The organism is Allobosea sp. GW821-FHT03A12 (genome assembly GCF_058986765.1).
This window is the reverse complement of record NZ_JBYSVZ010000003.1, coordinates 1,065,524-1,080,440: the sequence shown is the minus strand read 5'-3', so window position 1 is coordinate 1,080,440 and position 14,917 is coordinate 1,065,524. Positions and strand designations below refer to the sequence as shown.

The 14,917-nt window shown below is 66.6% G+C and carries 15 protein-coding genes; 11 read left to right on the top strand and 4 right to left on the bottom strand.

Features of this window, described 5'->3' with window-relative positions:
* Positions 1-128: 128 nt before the first annotated feature.
* The 11 genes from AC3WLC_RS12630 (at position 129) to AC3WLC_RS12580 (ending at position 11,028) form a co-directional block, all read left to right on the top strand.
* On the top strand, positions 129-1,841 hold the full coding sequence (locus AC3WLC_RS12630) for a GGDEF domain-containing protein (RefSeq protein WP_493684255.1): 1,713 nt from the start codon (positions 129-131) through the stop codon (positions 1,839-1,841).
* 113 nt (positions 1,842-1,954) lie between these two features.
* Positions 1,955-3,112 carry an acyl-CoA dehydrogenase family protein gene (locus AC3WLC_RS12625; RefSeq protein ID WP_493684254.1) on the top strand — a complete coding sequence of 386 codons (1,158 nt, stop codon included), beginning with the start codon at positions 1,955-1,957 and terminating at the stop codon, positions 3,110-3,112.
* 172 nt (positions 3,113-3,284) lie between these two features.
* Positions 3,285-3,947 carry a glutathione S-transferase family protein gene (locus tag AC3WLC_RS12620; RefSeq protein ID WP_493684253.1) on the top strand — a complete coding sequence of 221 codons (663 nt, stop codon included), beginning with the start codon at positions 3,285-3,287 and terminating at the stop codon, positions 3,945-3,947.
* Between the two features lie 85 nt (positions 3,948-4,032).
* Positions 4,033-4,974 carry a DMT family transporter gene (locus AC3WLC_RS12615; RefSeq protein ID WP_493684252.1) on the top strand — a complete coding sequence of 314 codons (942 nt, stop codon included), beginning with the start codon at positions 4,033-4,035 and terminating at the stop codon, positions 4,972-4,974.
* Between the two features lie 233 nt (positions 4,975-5,207).
* Positions 5,208-6,197 carry a LysR family transcriptional regulator gene (locus AC3WLC_RS12610; protein ID WP_493684251.1) on the top strand — a complete coding sequence of 330 codons (990 nt, stop codon included), beginning with the start codon at positions 5,208-5,210 and terminating at the stop codon, positions 6,195-6,197.
* Positions 6,197-6,715 (top strand): tripartite tricarboxylate transporter TctB family protein, encoded by a 519-nt coding sequence (locus tag AC3WLC_RS12605; RefSeq protein ID WP_493684250.1) that lies wholly within the window; start codon positions 6,197-6,199, stop codon positions 6,713-6,715. The genes AC3WLC_RS12610 and AC3WLC_RS12605 overlap by 1 nt, the downstream gene beginning before the upstream one ends.
* A gap of 3 nt (positions 6,716-6,718) precedes the next feature.
* A complete protein-coding gene (locus tag AC3WLC_RS12600; protein WP_493684249.1) occupies positions 6,719-8,221 on the top strand; it encodes a tripartite tricarboxylate transporter permease in 1,503 nt (500 codons plus the stop codon).
* Positions 8,222-8,286: 65 nt separating this feature from the next.
* Positions 8,287-9,258: a tripartite tricarboxylate transporter substrate-binding protein gene (locus AC3WLC_RS12595; RefSeq protein WP_493684248.1), complete on the top strand. Its 972-nt coding sequence runs from the start codon at positions 8,287-8,289 to the stop codon at positions 9,256-9,258.
* Positions 9,259-9,337: 79 nt separating this feature from the next.
* Positions 9,338-9,883: an ureidoglycolate lyase gene (locus tag AC3WLC_RS12590; RefSeq protein ID WP_493684247.1), complete on the top strand. Its 546-nt coding sequence runs from the start codon at positions 9,338-9,340 to the stop codon at positions 9,881-9,883.
* Between the two features lie 104 nt (positions 9,884-9,987).
* Positions 9,988-10,434 (top strand): DUF1236 domain-containing protein, encoded by a 447-nt coding sequence (locus tag AC3WLC_RS12585; RefSeq protein WP_346361298.1) that lies wholly within the window; start codon positions 9,988-9,990, stop codon positions 10,432-10,434.
* 177 nt (positions 10,435-10,611) lie between these two features.
* A complete protein-coding gene (locus AC3WLC_RS12580) occupies positions 10,612-11,028 on the top strand; it encodes a DUF1236 domain-containing protein (RefSeq protein WP_493684246.1) in 417 nt (138 codons plus the stop codon).
* A gap of 103 nt (positions 11,029-11,131) precedes the next feature.
* Here the strand turns inward: AC3WLC_RS12580 and upp are convergent, their stop codons facing one another.
* From upp to AC3WLC_RS12560, 4 genes are all read right to left on the bottom strand, one after another.
* The gene (gene upp, locus AC3WLC_RS12575; protein WP_137881534.1) at positions 11,132-11,773 is read right to left on the bottom strand and encodes a uracil phosphoribosyltransferase; all 642 of its coding nucleotides are present in this window, start codon (positions 11,771-11,773) and stop codon (positions 11,132-11,134) included.
* A gap of 34 nt (positions 11,774-11,807) precedes the next feature.
* Positions 11,808-13,025 (bottom strand): URC4/urg3 family protein, encoded by a 1,218-nt coding sequence (locus AC3WLC_RS12570; protein ID WP_493684245.1) that lies wholly within the window; start codon positions 13,023-13,025, stop codon positions 11,808-11,810.
* A 7-nt stretch (positions 13,026-13,032) separates the two neighbouring features.
* Complete coding sequence (locus AC3WLC_RS12565; RefSeq protein WP_493684244.1) at positions 13,033-14,295, bottom strand: GTP cyclohydrolase II; 1,263 nt, start codon at positions 14,293-14,295, stop codon at positions 13,033-13,035.
* Between the two features lie 342 nt (positions 14,296-14,637).
* A complete protein-coding gene (locus AC3WLC_RS12560; protein WP_092155574.1) occupies positions 14,638-14,799 on the bottom strand; it encodes a Thivi_2564 family membrane protein in 162 nt (53 codons plus the stop codon).
* Positions 14,800-14,917 lie beyond the last annotated feature (118 nt).

Sequence of the window (14,917 nt, the reverse complement as noted above, 5' to 3'; positions counted from 1 at the left end):
TCTTAAGGAAGGCACCACACAGCTTTCGAGGATGCCGTAGCTGGAGCCGGGCGGACACCATGTGTCCATCCGGCTCGACGGCGTCGACACGCTCGCAAAGCGAGCGTCGAACTCGTGCCGGTCACAGCATGTCGAAGCGTCATAGTCTGAGCTACCGATTCTGGGCGGCCCTCGCGGTGATCCTCGGCTGCTCCGTGGTTCTCGGCGCGATCCTGATCACGACCTATTACCGCGAGCTCCGGGCCACCCGCCTCAGCGAGACGCGGCTCGAGCATTTCCAGCTGGTGATGCGCGCCGTGAACCATCTCTCGGCCGAGCGCGGCCCGGTCAACAGCGTGCTCGGTGAGGAGCCGGGCAGCGACAGTCCCTCGCGCAAGCGCCTCGCCAGCTTCCGAGCCAATACCGACGCGGCGCTGGACCGCCTCTCCGCGATCCTCGGCTTTTCGCGGCAGCTGGCCGAGACGAGACGATCGCTGGCCCATGCTCGGCAACTGGCCGACACCCTTGACCGCCAGCCCTTGCAAGCCCGCAAACCGCAGGACTTCCGCGACGTCGTCCAGGCGATGTTCGCCGTCGTCGACACGGCTCAGGCGCTGGTCGACGCCGCGATCGGCGACTTCAACACGACCGCATCGGACCATCTCGTCGGCACCGCCTTGATCGCCCGGATGCTCAGCGACATTCGCGAGCAGGTCGGCCGCATGGGCTCCAACATCATCCCCTCGATCGCGGCGCGCCTGCCGATCACCCCCGAGCAGCGCACGGCGCACGACATCGCCTATGGCCGCGTGCTCGGCTTCTGGCAACTGGTCGAGCAGCAGAGCGGCGAGAACTCCGATCCGCAGATCGCAGCGATGCGGCGCGCCGTGAACGAGGATTTCTTCGGCCGGGGCATGGCGATCTATCGCGACATCCTCGCCACTGGCCGCGACGGCAATTACGGCTTCGACACGATCAGCTTCACCAACCAGATCGTGCCGACCTTCGCCTCGCTGGAACGGCTGCGCGACATGTATCTGGACTCCGCCATGGCGCGGACGAAGGCCGATGGTGAGCATGCGCGCCAGCTCCTGATCATCATCAGCGCCATCACCCTGATCGCCCTACTGCTCGAGCTCGTCCTCGTCGCCGCCAGCCAGACATTGCTGTTCCGTCCGCTGCTCTCGGCTCGCGACGCCGTCATGGCCCTGGCGGCAGGCAAGACAGGGCAGCCTTACGTCGCGCCTGGGGCGCGCGGTGAAGTCCGCAGCCTGTTCAAGGCGCTGGATACGCTACGCAGCAAGCTGATCGAACGTGACGCGCTCGATCAGGAAAAACTGAGGCTGACCGCCCAGCTCCGGCAACTGGCGGAAACGGACGGGCTGACTGGAATCCTCAACCGCGGCGCCCTCGAACAGCGGGCGGCGAGCCTGCTGGCCGAACGCCCGGCGCAGCAGCCCCTGCCGCTGATCCTGCTCGACATCGACCATTTCAAGGGCATCAACGACCGCTACGGCCATGTCGCCGGCGACGAGGTGCTGAAGGAGACGGCCCGCCGGCTGCAGGCGGCCCTGCGACCGACCGACATCATCGCCCGCTTCGGCGGCGAGGAATTCGCCGTCATTCTGCCCGACCCAACGGCGAAGCCCGACCAGATCGCGGAACGCCTGAGGAGCGCCCTCCTCGCCAGGCCCTTCACACTCGACAACGGCGCGCCGCTCGACGTGACCGCGAGCTTCGGTGTCGCCGCAATGGTCCCGGCAGCCGGGAGCTGGCTCGATCTCGTCGAAGCCGCCGATCAGGCGCTCTACGAGGCGAAGGCGGCCGGCCGCAATCGCGTGGTCGCGCGCCCGGCCGCCTGAACGGAGCCACAGCGCCCGCCTGCGCACGCCCCGGCGGGCGCTGTCGCGCATTGGCGGCCATCGCCGCGCGCTCTAAGGTCGGGGTTTCCGTCCCCGATGAGTGAGCAGCCGCCATGCATTTTGCCCTGACCGAGGAGGAAGAGCTCATCCGCGAGAGCGCGCGCAAGCTCGCGACCGACCGGCTGGCGCCATTGGCCGAGCGGCTCGACCGCGGCGAGGGCCGGAACGAGTTCCTCGCCAACCTCAGGCTGCTCGCCGAGAACGGCTTCATGGCGCTGAACGTCAAGGGGCTGTTCGGCGGGACCGAAGCCGGCACCGTCTCCTTCGCCTTGGCGCTGGAGGAGCTCGCCGCCGCCTGCGCCTCGACGGCGGTCACGACCTCGGTCACCAACATGGTCGGGGAAGTCATCCAGGCCGTTGGCAACGAGGCGCAGAAATCGACCTATCTGCCCAAGCTCGCCGACGGCACCTATCCGGCCGGCGCCTTCTGCCTGACCGAGGCCGGAGCAGGCTCCGACCCCGCCGGCATGAAGCTGCGTGCCCGGCGCGACGGCGACGACTACGTCCTCGACGGCCAGAAGATCTTCATCACCTCCGGCGAATATGCCGGGCTCTTCGTGGTCTGGGGCGTGACCGCCCCTGAGGCCCCCAAGGGCAAAGGCATCTCGGTCTTCCTGGTGCCGGCCGATACGCCAGGGGTCAGCGTCAGCAAGGCCGAAAAGAAGATGGGCCAGACCGGCTCGGCGACGAACACGATCCATTTCGATGGTGCGCGCGTTCCTGCCGCCAATCTGATGGGCAAGGAGAATGACGGCTTCCGCGTTGCGGTCGGCGAGCTCGCCGGCGGGCGCATCGGCGTCGCCTCGGTCTCGCTCGGCATCGCCCGCGCCGCGATGGACGCCGCCAAGTCCTATGCCCGCGAGCGCAAGCAGTTCGGGCAGGCGATCTCGGAGTTCCAGGGGCTGCAGTGGATGATCGCCGACCGCGAGCTCGACCTGCATGCGGCGCGGCTGCTCATCCTCGACGCTGCCGCGAAGAAGGATCGCGGCGAGCCCTTCGCCAAGGAAGCCTCGATGGCCAAGCTCTTCGCCTCGGAGGCGGCGCATCGCTGCACTGACGCGGCGATCCAGATCCATGGCGGCGCCGGCTACTGCCGCGACTTCCCGGTCGAGCGCTATGCGCGCGACGCCCGCATCACCCGAATCTACGAAGGCACCTCCGAGATCCAGCGGCTGATCATTGCCCGCGAGACCTTGCGTCAGCTGGGCTGAGCTTCCGAGATCATCGCGCGTTCGAACGGACGCGATCACGATGATCTAGCACATTGTTATCGCATCGGATTTGCCCGAAAAGCGGATTCCACTTTTCGGTCCGATGCTATAGAATTTTCTTCTCCGCATCCGCCGGATTCGGAGCCCCTTCCCGCCCGCCGGAATCCTGCCCATGTCACTGACCATCTATGGCTGCTATCGCTCGCGCGCGACGCGCAACGTCTGGCTCGCCAACGAGCTCGGCATCACCTTCAAGCACGTGCCGGTGATCCAGGCCTATCGCCTGCCCGACCCGAAGGCGGCCGATGCGCCCGTGCATACCCGCAGCCCCGAGTTCATGGTCGTCAATCCGAACGGCCATATCCCGTCGATCGACGATGACGGCTTCGTCATGCATGAATCGCTGGCGATCAACCTCTACCTCGCCCGCAAGCATGGCGGCCCGGTCGCGCCGAAGGACGTCCAGGAGGAAGGGCTCGCCGCGATGTGGGCGCTCTGGGCCGCGACCGAATGCGAGACCCATGCGCTCAACCTGACCTACCATCTCGCCGCCTATCCGCCGGAGAAGCGCGATCCGGCCCTCGTCGGCAAGGCACTTGAGGCACTCGCCGCGCCATTCGCCGTGCTCGACAAGACGCTGGCGGACGGCAACGGCTATGTCATGGGCGGGCGCTTCACCGTGGCCGACATCAACACCGCCGAGATCATCCGCTACGCCAAGCCGGCGACGCAGCTCTTCGACGCCGCTCCGAACGTCAAGGCCTGGCTCGACAAGCTGCACCAGCGCCCGGCCTTCAAGGCGATGTGGGCATTGCGCGACGCTGAGCCAGCCTGAGGCGCTTGGCGGAAATCGGGTGGCCGGGCCCTGCCCGGCCGCCTACTGACGCAGGATGACCCGCCCTGCGAGGACAGATTGCGCCATGACACAGCCGACTCCTGCTCCCTCGCTCCGCATGGGCCCGACCGAGTGGCTCCTGCTAATCGCCCTCTCGATCCTGTGGGGCGGCTCGTTCTTCTTCAACAAGCTCACCGTGGCGGAATGGCCGCCCTTCGCCGTCGTGCAGGTCCGCGTCGGGTTGGCGGCGCTGGCCCTGCTGCTGGTGGTGCGGATCACCGGCCACTCCATGGCGGTCGGGCGCAGCCTCTGGCTCGCCTTCTTCGGCATGGGCATCCTCAACAATCTGATCCCGTTCAGCCTGTTCCTCTGGGGGCAGCAGCAGATCGCCAGTGGCCTCGCCTCGATCCTGAACGCGACCACGCCGATCTTCTCGGTGCTGGTGATGCACTGCTTCGCCAGCGAGAAAGCGACCGGGCTGAAGTTGGGAGGCGTCCTCGCCGGCCTGATCGGCGTCGGCATCCTGATGGGCCCCGATGCGCTCGGAGGGCTCGGCTCCAACCTCGCGGCGCAGCTCGCCTGCATCCTCGCCGCCGTCTCCTACGCTTTCTCCGGCCTGTTCGGGCGGCGTTTCCGCGGCATGCCGCCGCTGGTCGCCGCCACCGGGCAGCTCACGGCCTCGACGGTGATGATCGTCCCCATCGTCTTTGTCCTGCACCCGCCCTGGACGCTGCCGATGCCCTCGCAGCAGGCTATTCTCGCCGCAATCGGCCTTGCGCTGATCTCGACAGCGCTCGCCTACATCATCTTCTTCCGGATCATGCGCGCTGCCGGGGCGAGCAATGTCATGCTGGTGACCTTCCTGATCCCGGTCAGCGCCATCCTGCTTGGTTCCGGTCTGCTCGGCGAAGAGCTGCTGCCGCGCCATTTCGCCGGCATGGCCGCGATCTTCGTCGGACTCGCCCTGATCGACGGCCGCGTGGCCGGATTGTGGAGCACGAGGCGAGCGGACGCCCCGACGGCTTGACCGGCCTCAGCCAAGACCCATAAACTCCCGAAAAATCAATTCACTACGACTTTGCCCGGATGCTGAAGCGGTATTCACCTCTGTGGATGCCGCGTTCATTGTCGCGGGCTTTGTTGCCAATAAATTATGAATTGCTCTAGGGTCGCAAAACTGGCGCCAGGCGCTAAAGGGCATAACCGAAACGACTGGCAGATATCACAAAAAGCGATACGCCAGAGGGGAGCGCGACAACCATGGACCTGCGGCAACTGCGATGCTTCATCGCGGTGGCGGAAGAGCTGCATTTCGGCCGGGCGGCCGAGCGGCTCGGCCTCGCACCACCAGCCCTTTCACGCCAGATCAGCGCGCTCGAGGACGAGCTCGGCGTCAGCCTTTTGACCCGCACCACCCGGCAGGTCGCGCTCACCCGCGCCGGGCTGATCATGCTCGAGGAGGCCAAGGCTATCCTCGTCCGGATGGAACGCGCCTCGCGCTCGGTGCGCGAGGCGTCGCTGGCTTCCAGCAAGGTGCTGCGTGTCGGCGCGATCGACGCGGCCTCGTCGAGCTTCGTGCCGGAAGCGCTGGTGACGTTCCGCTCACGCCATCCCGGCATCGAGATCAAGTTCGTCGAGGCGATGACGGCGCCGCTGGTGCAGATGCTGGAGGCCGGCAAGCTCGACCTCGCTCTGCTGCGCCCGCCCCGCAAGCCGACCGACTGCGCCTTCGAGATCCTGCGCGTCGAGCGGCCGATCGTGGTGCTGAGCGAGAGCCATCCGCTGGCCGCGCGCGAGTACCTGACCATGCAGGACCTGGTCGGCGAGCCCTTCGTCGTGCCTTCCAAGCGCATCCGCCCTTTCGCCTATGACCTCGTCATGGCCTATTTCGAGAGCGTCGGCGCGGTGCCCAACGTCACCATCGAGGCGACCGAGAAGCCGGCGATGATGTCGGCGGTCGCAGCCGGGCTCGGCATGGCGCTGGCGCCGGACTGGGTCTCGCGGCTGAGCTTTCCCGGAGTCACCATGCGGCGCCTGCGCGGCGCGCTGCTCGACCCGCCGCCGCCCGGCGCGCTCGTCGGCGTCGCCTGGCGCCCGCACCAGAAGCTCGCCGCCCGCGACGATTTCCTCGCCATCCTGCGCGAGAGCGTGACCCTGATCGACGAGGGCCACGTCCTGCCGTTCAGCGTCAACGGGCGTGGCAGGAAACCTGCCATCCGCACAGCAACCACCCGAGCCGGAGGACATTGATGAGTCTGAACAAGATCGAGGCCGCGCGAGGTTGGCGCGTCCGTTCGACCCAGGACCTGGCCGCCGGCCTGTTCATGATCGCGCTCGCCGGGCTGGCGCTCATCCTGTCGAGCGACCTTCCGACCGGGACGCTGCGCCAGATCGGCCCGGGCATGCTGCCCAAGGCCTTCGCCTGGATCTGCGCCGGCCTCGGCGCGCTGCTCGCCTTCAACTCGCTGCGCTACAATGGCGAGAAGCTCGCCGGCTGGTCCTGGCGCGGCGTGATCTTCGTGCTCGGTGCGGCGGTCGTGTTCGGCTTGACCATCCGCGGCTTCGAGATCGGCCCGCTCAAAGTGCCGCAGCTCGGCATGCTCGTCTCCGGCCCGCTGGTCGTGATCATCTCCGGCCTCGCGGCAGAGGATGTGAAGCCCAAGGAGCTGATCATCTTCGCGATCGCGATGACGGCGGGCTGCGCCCTGATGTTCAAATACGCGCTGGGTCTGCCGATCCCGCTGGCGCCCTGGCTGCTGGGAATCTGATCCATGAGTGAGATGCTCGCACACCTCTCGCTCGGCTTCGGCGTTGCGCTGACGCTGAAGAACATCGCGCTCTGCTTCGTCGGCTGCCTGGTCGGCACGCTGATCGGCGTGCTGCCCGGCGTCGGCCCGGTCGCCACCATCGCCATGCTGCTGCCGATCACCTTCGGGCTCGACCCTGTCGGCGCGCTGATCATGCTCGCCGGCATCTATTACGGCGCGCAATACGGCGGCTCGACCACCGCGATCCTGGTCAACATCCCCGGCGAGGCCACCGCCGTCGTCACGACCCTCGACGGCCACCAGATGGCCAAGCAGGGCCGCGCCGGCGTCGCGCTCGGCACAGCCGCGATCGGCTCCTTCGTCGCCGGCTGCGTCGCGACCGTGATCATCGCCGCGCTCGGTGCGCCGCTGACCCGGCTCGCGCTGCTGTTCGGCCCGGCCGAATACTTCTCGCTGATGGTGATGGGCCTGTGCTTCGCGGTCGTGCTGGCGCGCGGCTCGATCCTCAAGGCCTTCTGCATGATCATGCTCGGCCTCCTGCTCTCGACCATCGGCACCGACCTTGAGACCGGCCAGGAGCGCATGACCTTCGGCTTCCCGCCGCTCTCGGACGGCATCGACTTCGCCGTGCTGGCGATGGGCGTGTTCGGCTTCGCCGAGGTGCTGCGCAATCTGGAGAACCCGGAAGCGCGCGACGTGGTCAAGTCGAAGATCGGCAAGCTGCTGCCGGACTGGAACGACATCAAGCAGTCGGCGGCGCCGTGCCTGCGCGGCACCTTCATCGGCGGCATCCTCGGCATCCTGCCCGGCAACGGCGCGGTGCTCGGGCCCTTCGCGAGCTACACGATCGAGAAGAAGCTCGCCAAGGATCCCTCGCGCTTCGGCAAGGGCGCGATCGAGGGCGTCGCCGGACCGGAATCGGCCAATAATGCCGGCGCGCAGACCGCCTTCATCCCGCTGCTCACCCTCGGCATCCCGCCGAATGCGGTGATGGCGCTGATGGTCGGCGCCATGACGATCCACGGCATCATCCCCGGCCCGCAGGTCATGACCAAGAACCCCGACCTGTTCTGGGGCATGATCGCCTCGATGTGGATCGGCAACCTGATGCTGCTGATCATCAACCTGCCGCTGGTCGGTGTCTGGGTGAAGCTGCTGCAGGTGCCCTACCGGCTGATGTTCCCGGCGATCCTGATCTTCTGCTCGATCGGCATCTACTCGGTGAACAACCAGCCCGTCGACGTCGCCTTCACGGCACTGTTCGGCCTGTTCGGCTACCTCTTGATCAAGCTCGGCTTCGAACCCGCCCCGATGCTGCTCGGCTTCGTGCTCGGCAAGCTGATGGAGGAGAAGCTCCGGCAGGCGCTGATCATCTCGCGCGGCTCGTTCATGACCTTCATCGAGCGGCCGATCTCGGCCGGTCTGCTGCTGGTCGCCGTCGCCATCCTCGTCATCGCGCTGCTGCCGTCGATGTCGAAAAAGCGCGACGAGGTCTTCACCGAATGACGGGGTTGCCTGGCGCCCCGGCGCCGGCATTCTCGCCACATCATTTCAAGGGAGAGAGATTGATCATGAAGAAACTCATATTCGGTCTTGCCACAGCGCTCGCCTTCACGCTGCCGGCACAGGCCCAGTCAAAATATCCGGAGCGGCCGATCACCATGATCGTGCCCTTCGCCGCTGGCGGACCGACCGACATCATCGCCCGCATCGTCAGCGAGAACATGTCGAAGACGCTCGGCCAGCAGATCGTGGTCGAGAACGTCGCTGGCGCCGGCGGCACCACCGGCATCGCTCGCGCGGTGTCGGCTGCGCCGGACGGCTACACCATCGCGATGGGACACCTCGGCACCTTCTCCGCGGCGCCGGCCACCTACCCCGGCCTGAAATACGACCCGATCAACGGCATGACGACGATCGGCCTCGCCGGCGGCACGCCGATCCTGATCGTCGCCAAGAAGGCCTTCGCGCCGAAGGACCTCAAGGAGTTCGTCACCTATGTGAAGGGCAACACCGACAAGGTGAACGAGGCCCATGCCGGCGTCGGCTCGGTGTCGTGGACGACCTGCACCCTGCTCAAGGGTCAGCTCGGCGTGCCGAAGCTGAACTCGGTCGCCTATCGCGGCACCGGCCCGGCGCTGAACGATCTCGTCTCCGGCCAGGTCGACTTCATGTGCGACCAGATCGTCAGCGTCGCCGAGCAGATCAAGGCTGGCACGATCAAGGCCTATGCTATCGCCTCGGCGGAGCGCTCCCCTGCCCTGCCAGACGTGCCCACCACCAAGGAAGCCGGGCTGCCCGAATACCAGATCGAAGCCTGGAACGGCATCGCGGCGCCGAAGGGCCTGCCGAAGGATGTCGTCGACAAGCTGGTCGACGCGCTCGACAAGGCGCTGAACGACGAGGGCGTCAAGAAGCGCCTGCTCGATCTCGGCACCGTGATGCCGACCAAGGAAGAGCGGACCCCGGCCGGCTTCGCCGCCATCATCAAGCGCGATGCCGACAAGCTCTCGCCGGTGCTCGCCGCCGCGCCGAAGCAGTAAGCGCACCGCGCATGGACTTGCGGACGGCGGGCTTTCGGCCCGCCGTTTTCTTTTGGCGGCGACGTTCTACGATGCGCAGATGCGCCGCATCCCCCTGCCCGTCTCCCCGATCTCCACCGAAGCCTTTGCCCCCTATGGCCGCGTCCTGTCTCCCGCGGGAGCGCGCGATACCGGCCGCGAAGGCTACGACATCTGGATCCAGCCTTTCGCCGCCGAAAGCCGGCCGCGGCTGCAGATCGTGCGCTACCATGCACGCCCCTTCATCGTCGCGCTGGTCGAGCGGCATCTGCATGTCACCGAAGCGCGCCAGCCGCTCGGTGGCCCGCCCGCCATCATCGTCGTCGCCGAACCGTCCGACACGCCGCCGGTGCCCGAGTCGCTGTGCGCCTTCCGGCTCGACGGCGAAGGCGTGCTGTTCCATCGCGGCACCTGGCACGCGATCGACGCCTATCCCGAGCATGGAAGCCATGCCGATTTCCTGTTCCTGTCGGAGGAGGCGACGGTCAGCGAGCTGTTCGACAACCCCGGACGCATGCCGGAACGCACGCAAGTCTGCGATTTTCGAGCCGCTGGGATCGAAATCGTGATCGACGTCAACGCCTTGTTCAAAAAGCCGAATCCGTAGCTGCTGGTCACGATCGTTCACAGCTTGTGACCGATACGGCGGAACCCAGCCCGGTAGCTTCCCGTTCCTCCCTCCGAGGTTTCCACTCTGGAAGGAAAACGGACATGTTCAAGAAGCTTGCTCTCGTCACCGCCCTCGCCATCGTTCCGGCGGCGGCCTTTGCCCAGAATCCTGACGGCGCCCAGGGCGGCGCGGCCAGCGGCATCGTCGGCGGCGCGACCGCCGGTGCCGTCGGTGGCGCCGTGGTCGGCGGCCCGGTCGGCGCGGTGGTCGGCGGCGTCGGCGGCGCCGTGGTCGGCGGCTTCACCGGCGCGGTGATCGGCGACAACGCCCCGCGCTTCCGAACCTATGTGGTCGAGCAGCGCGTGCCGTCCTACACCTATGCCGAGCCGGTCGCCGTAGGCACCGTGCTGCCGCAGCAGGGCGTGGTCTATCGCGAGGTGCCGGCCGAGTTCGGCGAGCGCGCCAGCGGCTATCGCTACACGGTGGTGAACAACCGCGCCGTGCTGGTCGAGCCGCAGACCCGCCGCATCGTCCAGATCATTGAATGATCGAGGCAGGTCCGCTGGCTGCTCGCGTCATCACGACCTGAGTGACCATCCCCGGATCGCAAGGCCCGCCCCGGCAACGGGGCGGGCCATTCGCGTTTTTGTGATTGCCGAAGCACGGAACTGCCGCAAGCGACACGCATTCTCGCTGTGGGGCTACGCAGATATCGGAGGTCGATCATGATCAAGCGGATTCTGTTTGCTGCCGCTCTTGCAGCCATTCCCGCAACCGTTTTCGCCCAAGAGACGGGGCCCATCATCCGCGACCCGACCGGCGGGGTCACTCATGACCCGGCCCTCGTCGGCAGAGATACGAACTTGATGCCGTTCGACACCTTGGCTGCACCCCCGCGGGCTCACGCTGCCGGGATGATCAACGACGATGCCGCCTTCCGGAACTATGTGATGGCGCAGCACATGCGGTCGTATCGCTATGCCGAACCGGTCGAGGTCGGTGTCGTGCTCCCGGCACGCGGCGTCGTCTATCACAACGTGCCCACGACGTATGGCGCGCCCGGCTATCGCTATACGGTCGTGAACGGCGAAGCCGTCGTCGTCGAACCACGCACCCACCGCGTGGTCGAGATCATCGAATGACGCTGGAGCATTTCCGCGTTTCGGAGAAACGCGGAAATGCTCTCAGTCTTTGTTCGATCGCATTTTCCTGACGCGAACCGGCCTCTGCTTCGTGCGAAGATGCTCAGCGCGTGCCGAACATCCGGTCGCCGGCGTCGCCGAGGCCGGGGACGATGTAGCCGTGATCGTTGAGGCGCTCGTCGATCGCCGCCGTCCAGATCCGCACATCCGGATGGGAATCGCGCATCCGCGCGATGCCCTCGGGCGCCGCGAGCAGGCAGACGAAGCGCAGATCCTTGGCGCCACGCTCCTTCAGCCGGTCAACGGCCGCCACCGCCGAGTTAGCCGTCGCCAGCATCGGGTCCATCACCACGATCATGCGGTCGGCGATGTCGGAGGGCGCCTTGAAATAGTACTCGACCGCCTGCAGCGTCTCCGGGTCGCGATAGAGCCCGATATGGGCGACGCGGGCGGCGGGCACCAACTCCAGCATGCCGTCGAGGAAGCCGACGCCGGCGCGCAGGATCGGCGCGAAGACCAGCTTCTTGCCTGAGATCACCGGCTGCATAGACTTCTGCAGCGGCGTCTCGATCTCGATCATCTCGGTCGGCAGGTCGCGGGTGACCTCGTAGCAGAGCAGCATGCCGATCTCGTTCAGCAGCTGGCGGAAGCTCTTGGTCGAGCGGTCCTTCTCGCGCATCAGCGTCAGCTTGTGCTGCACCAGCGGGTGGTCGACGACGGTGACGCCGTTAGCGCTCGTGGCCATGCAATCCTGATCCCCTTGGTCTTGTCGTTATTGTCTAGAATACCGTGCCGTCGCTGACGATGGTCAAGGGCGGACCGCCGCCTTCGCGTTTCTCGCGAGCGATGCGACGGCCAGCGGCCCAGGTGCCGCCCTCCAGCACCTTGGCCAGCGGCAATTGCTCGGCGCTCAGGCCGAGCTCGGCGCGCACCAATTCGCCGATCCTGTCGAGCAGTGCAACCGTCAGCGCCCGCCACTCCACCACGAGCTGCGAACCGACCTCGTGGCCGCGCACGGCATCGGACGGCTCCTTCAGTTCGAGCACGCCGAGATCGATGAGGAGCCCGCCATTGCGATACTCCGGCAGGCCGGTGAGATCGTCGATGTCGACGACCTGGATGCCGGCCCATTGCAGCGGCTCGATCAGCGAATAGCTCAGCCATTGCGAGAGCTTGTGGAAGGGCACGATGCCGGCGGTCACCTCGCCCGGCGCGATCAGCGGATGCTTCCAACTGTCGCCGAGCGCGATGCCGGCGTAAGCCAAACGCGAGGGCCAGATGCCGCCCAGCACCTCCAGCACCTGCGAGAGGATATAGGCGGCGCGGATCGAGCGGCCCTCGGCCGCCTCGACCAGCCGGTCGAACAGGTTGCCCGGCCGTGTCAGGCCGTGCCTCTCCAACTCCTCGCCGAGGCGGTTGAGCAGGGCGGCGCGGCCTTCGAGGCCGACCAGCGGATTGGCGTCCGAGACCTGGAAGCCTGCAGCCAGCGCCGCTGCGTCGAGATGCCTGAGCGCCTCGCTGTCGACCCGCAGCGGCTGCGCCGGATCGCTAGAAAAGGCACCGGCAGCGAACATGTCGAGCGAAGCGAGCGCCAGTCCTTCCGAGCGGCCGATGCTCTGGCCGGTGACCGCGTCGCGATAGCGCCAATCGGCACCGGCGCCGGCATCGAGCAGGACGCTGACGACCGCAAGGTCGTAGGCGGCGCGGCCCCTCACCCTTACATCAGTAAACTGGGCGCCGGCATCCAACACCGTCCAGCGATCCATTCCGGCGATGACGAAATGGCGCCAGCGGGCGTGGAAGGGGATGTCGAGCGCCGGATAGTTCTGGCGGATCGTCTCGAGCACATAGGCGGCGCAGCCCGGCAGGCGCTCGGGATGGACGCTGAAATGCGCGAGCCGGCCTTCGAGGCCGAGTCGCAGCATCTCATGGGCGCGCTCGCGGACGGCGGCCGGCTTGAGCAGCAGGCGGACGGCTTCGGGATTGTTGTCAGGCATAGGCGGATCAGAACTTCTCGAGGTCGCGGCCGATAGTGGCCTTGAGGGCGTTGTCGCCGGGCGCGCCGTCCGGCGAGTAGTAGCCCGCCGCCTTCTTGGCCTCGATCTCGACCGAGGCATCCGGCGGGACCAGTTCGGGCGGGATGGCGACGCGCTCGCCGATCTCGATGCCGCTCTCGACCATGGCGTCGTATTTCATGTTCGACATCGACATCAGCCGGTCGATCTTCTTCACCCCGAGCCAGTGCAGCACGTCCGGCATCAATTGCTGGAAGCGGGCGTCCTGCACACCGGCGACGCATTCGGTACGCTCGAAATACGTCGCGGCGGAATCGCCGCCCTCCTGGCGCTTGCGGGCGTTGTAGACGAGGAACTTGGTGACCTCGCCGAGCGCCCTGCCCTCCTTGCGGTTGTAGACGATCAGGCCGACGCCGCCTCCCTGCGCTTCCTTAACGGCTTCCTCGATGCCATGCACGAGATAGGGCCGGCAGGTGCAGATGTCGGAGCCGAACACGTCGGAGCCGTTGCACTCGTCATGGACGCGGCAGGCAAGCGTCTTCTTCGGGTCCGAAATCGCCGAGACCTCGCCGATGACATAGGCGGTGATCGAGCCGATCGGCGGCAGGAAGACCTTGAGGTCAGGCCGCGTGACCAGCTCGGGATACATGCCGCCGGTCTGCTCGAACAAGGTGCGGCGCAGCTCGTTCTCGCTGGTGCCGAAGCGGTCGGCGATCCCCGGCAGGTGCCAGACCGGGTCGACCGCGATCTTGGTGACGCTGATGTCGCCGGACCCGTGCAGGATATGGCCGTCGGCGGCCAGCCGGTGGCCGGCCATGGCGGCGAGGATCTCGGGCAGGTTGAGGCGCGCCTTGGTGACCGCGATGGTCGGGCGGATGTCGATGCCCTCGCCGATCCATTTGCCGAAATCCTGGGCGACGCGATGGCCGAACGGATCGAGCGAGACGATCCGGCCCGGGTCGAACCATTGCGGCTGCGGCAGGATGTCGGAGGTCGGATGGGTGTTGGTCAGATCGGGCCGCTGCGCCGGGTTCATGGCGCGGGCGGAAATCGCGAGCGCGCGATAGACCGAATAGGAGCCGCCATGGGCGCCGATGACGTTGCGGTCGGCCGGGTTGGTGGTCGAGGCGATGACCGGTCCTCGCTCCTGCGGCGTTCCGGCGCCCCAATGGATCGGGAAGCGGGCGGCGGCGCTGCCGGGCTCGGGATGCGAGGTCAGGCGGATATGGCTGGTGCGGTTCTGCGAAGTCATCGCGGCGATCGCTCGGTCTCGAACGGGAAAGGGCCCCGGGACGGGTCGCGTCCGGGGCCCTCTGGACCAATGGGAGTCTGGATCAGCGCGGGATTTTCGTCAATTGCCGCTTGAAGACGTCACCACCGCCACGGCCGGGCCTTGTCCCAACCATCCATGTGCTCGCCAGTCGCGGGCGATGTTCGCATGGACGCTCGCCACGGGGCGAGCATGACGGCGGCCCCTTTGGGCCGAGTCGGATCCGATCAGGTTGAACAACCTGATCGGTGAATCCGTCTCGCATGCTTAGCTCAGAGACCGTTTTACAGATCAGTTTGCAGCGCAAGCTGATCGGAACGGGCTCTAGAAGACCGCGAGATAACGCAGCAGCGAGAGGATGCCGATGAGGATGACGATGATCTGGATGATGTTCTTGATATTGCCGTCCACCGGCAGCATCCGCACCAGATAAAGCACGAGGGCGATCACCAGGATCGTGATCAACAGCGAAATCAGAATGCTCATGGCTCAAATCCTCTTATCGCGGCCGAAAGCCGGCCCCCCGAGGCGCAAGCTGCGACGCATTCGCAGCGAGCTGCCTCGGGCAAGAGAACGTAGAGCGGTGGGAAAAAGTTCCGGAAGG

Excerpts from the sequence above, each read along its gene's own strand:
- AC3WLC_RS12630 (WP_493684255.1), top strand. The coding sequence starts at position 129 with ATGTCGAAGCGTCATAGTCTGAGCTACCGATTCTGGGCGGCCCTCGCG.
- AC3WLC_RS12625 (WP_493684254.1), top strand. The coding sequence starts at position 1,955 with ATGCATTTTGCCCTGACCGAGGAGGAAGAGCTCATCCGCGAGAGCGCG.
- AC3WLC_RS12620 (WP_493684253.1), top strand. The coding sequence starts at position 3,285 with ATGTCACTGACCATCTATGGCTGCTATCGCTCGCGCGCGACGCGCAAC.
- AC3WLC_RS12615 (WP_493684252.1), top strand. The coding sequence starts at position 4,033 with ATGACACAGCCGACTCCTGCTCCCTCGCTCCGCATGGGCCCGACCGAG.
- AC3WLC_RS12610 (WP_493684251.1), top strand. The coding sequence starts at position 5,208 with ATGGACCTGCGGCAACTGCGATGCTTCATCGCGGTGGCGGAAGAGCTG.
- AC3WLC_RS12605 (WP_493684250.1), top strand. The coding sequence starts at position 6,197 with ATGAGTCTGAACAAGATCGAGGCCGCGCGAGGTTGGCGCGTCCGTTCG.
- AC3WLC_RS12600 (WP_493684249.1), top strand. The coding sequence starts at position 6,719 with ATGAGTGAGATGCTCGCACACCTCTCGCTCGGCTTCGGCGTTGCGCTG.
- AC3WLC_RS12595 (WP_493684248.1), top strand. The coding sequence starts at position 8,287 with ATGAAGAAACTCATATTCGGTCTTGCCACAGCGCTCGCCTTCACGCTG.
- AC3WLC_RS12590 (WP_493684247.1), top strand. The coding sequence starts at position 9,338 with ATGCGCCGCATCCCCCTGCCCGTCTCCCCGATCTCCACCGAAGCCTTT.
- AC3WLC_RS12585 (WP_346361298.1), top strand. The coding sequence starts at position 9,988 with ATGTTCAAGAAGCTTGCTCTCGTCACCGCCCTCGCCATCGTTCCGGCG.
- AC3WLC_RS12580 (WP_493684246.1), top strand. The coding sequence starts at position 10,612 with ATGATCAAGCGGATTCTGTTTGCTGCCGCTCTTGCAGCCATTCCCGCA.
- upp (WP_137881534.1), bottom strand. The coding sequence starts at position 11,773 with ATGGCCACGAGCGCTAACGGCGTCACCGTCGTCGACCACCCGCTGGTG.
- AC3WLC_RS12570 (WP_493684245.1), bottom strand. The coding sequence starts at position 13,025 with ATGCCTGACAACAATCCCGAAGCCGTCCGCCTGCTGCTCAAGCCGGCC.
- AC3WLC_RS12565 (WP_493684244.1), bottom strand. The coding sequence starts at position 14,295 with ATGACTTCGCAGAACCGCACCAGCCATATCCGCCTGACCTCGCATCCC.
- AC3WLC_RS12560 (WP_092155574.1), bottom strand. The coding sequence starts at position 14,799 with ATGAGCATTCTGATTTCGCTGTTGATCACGATCCTGGTGATCGCCCTC.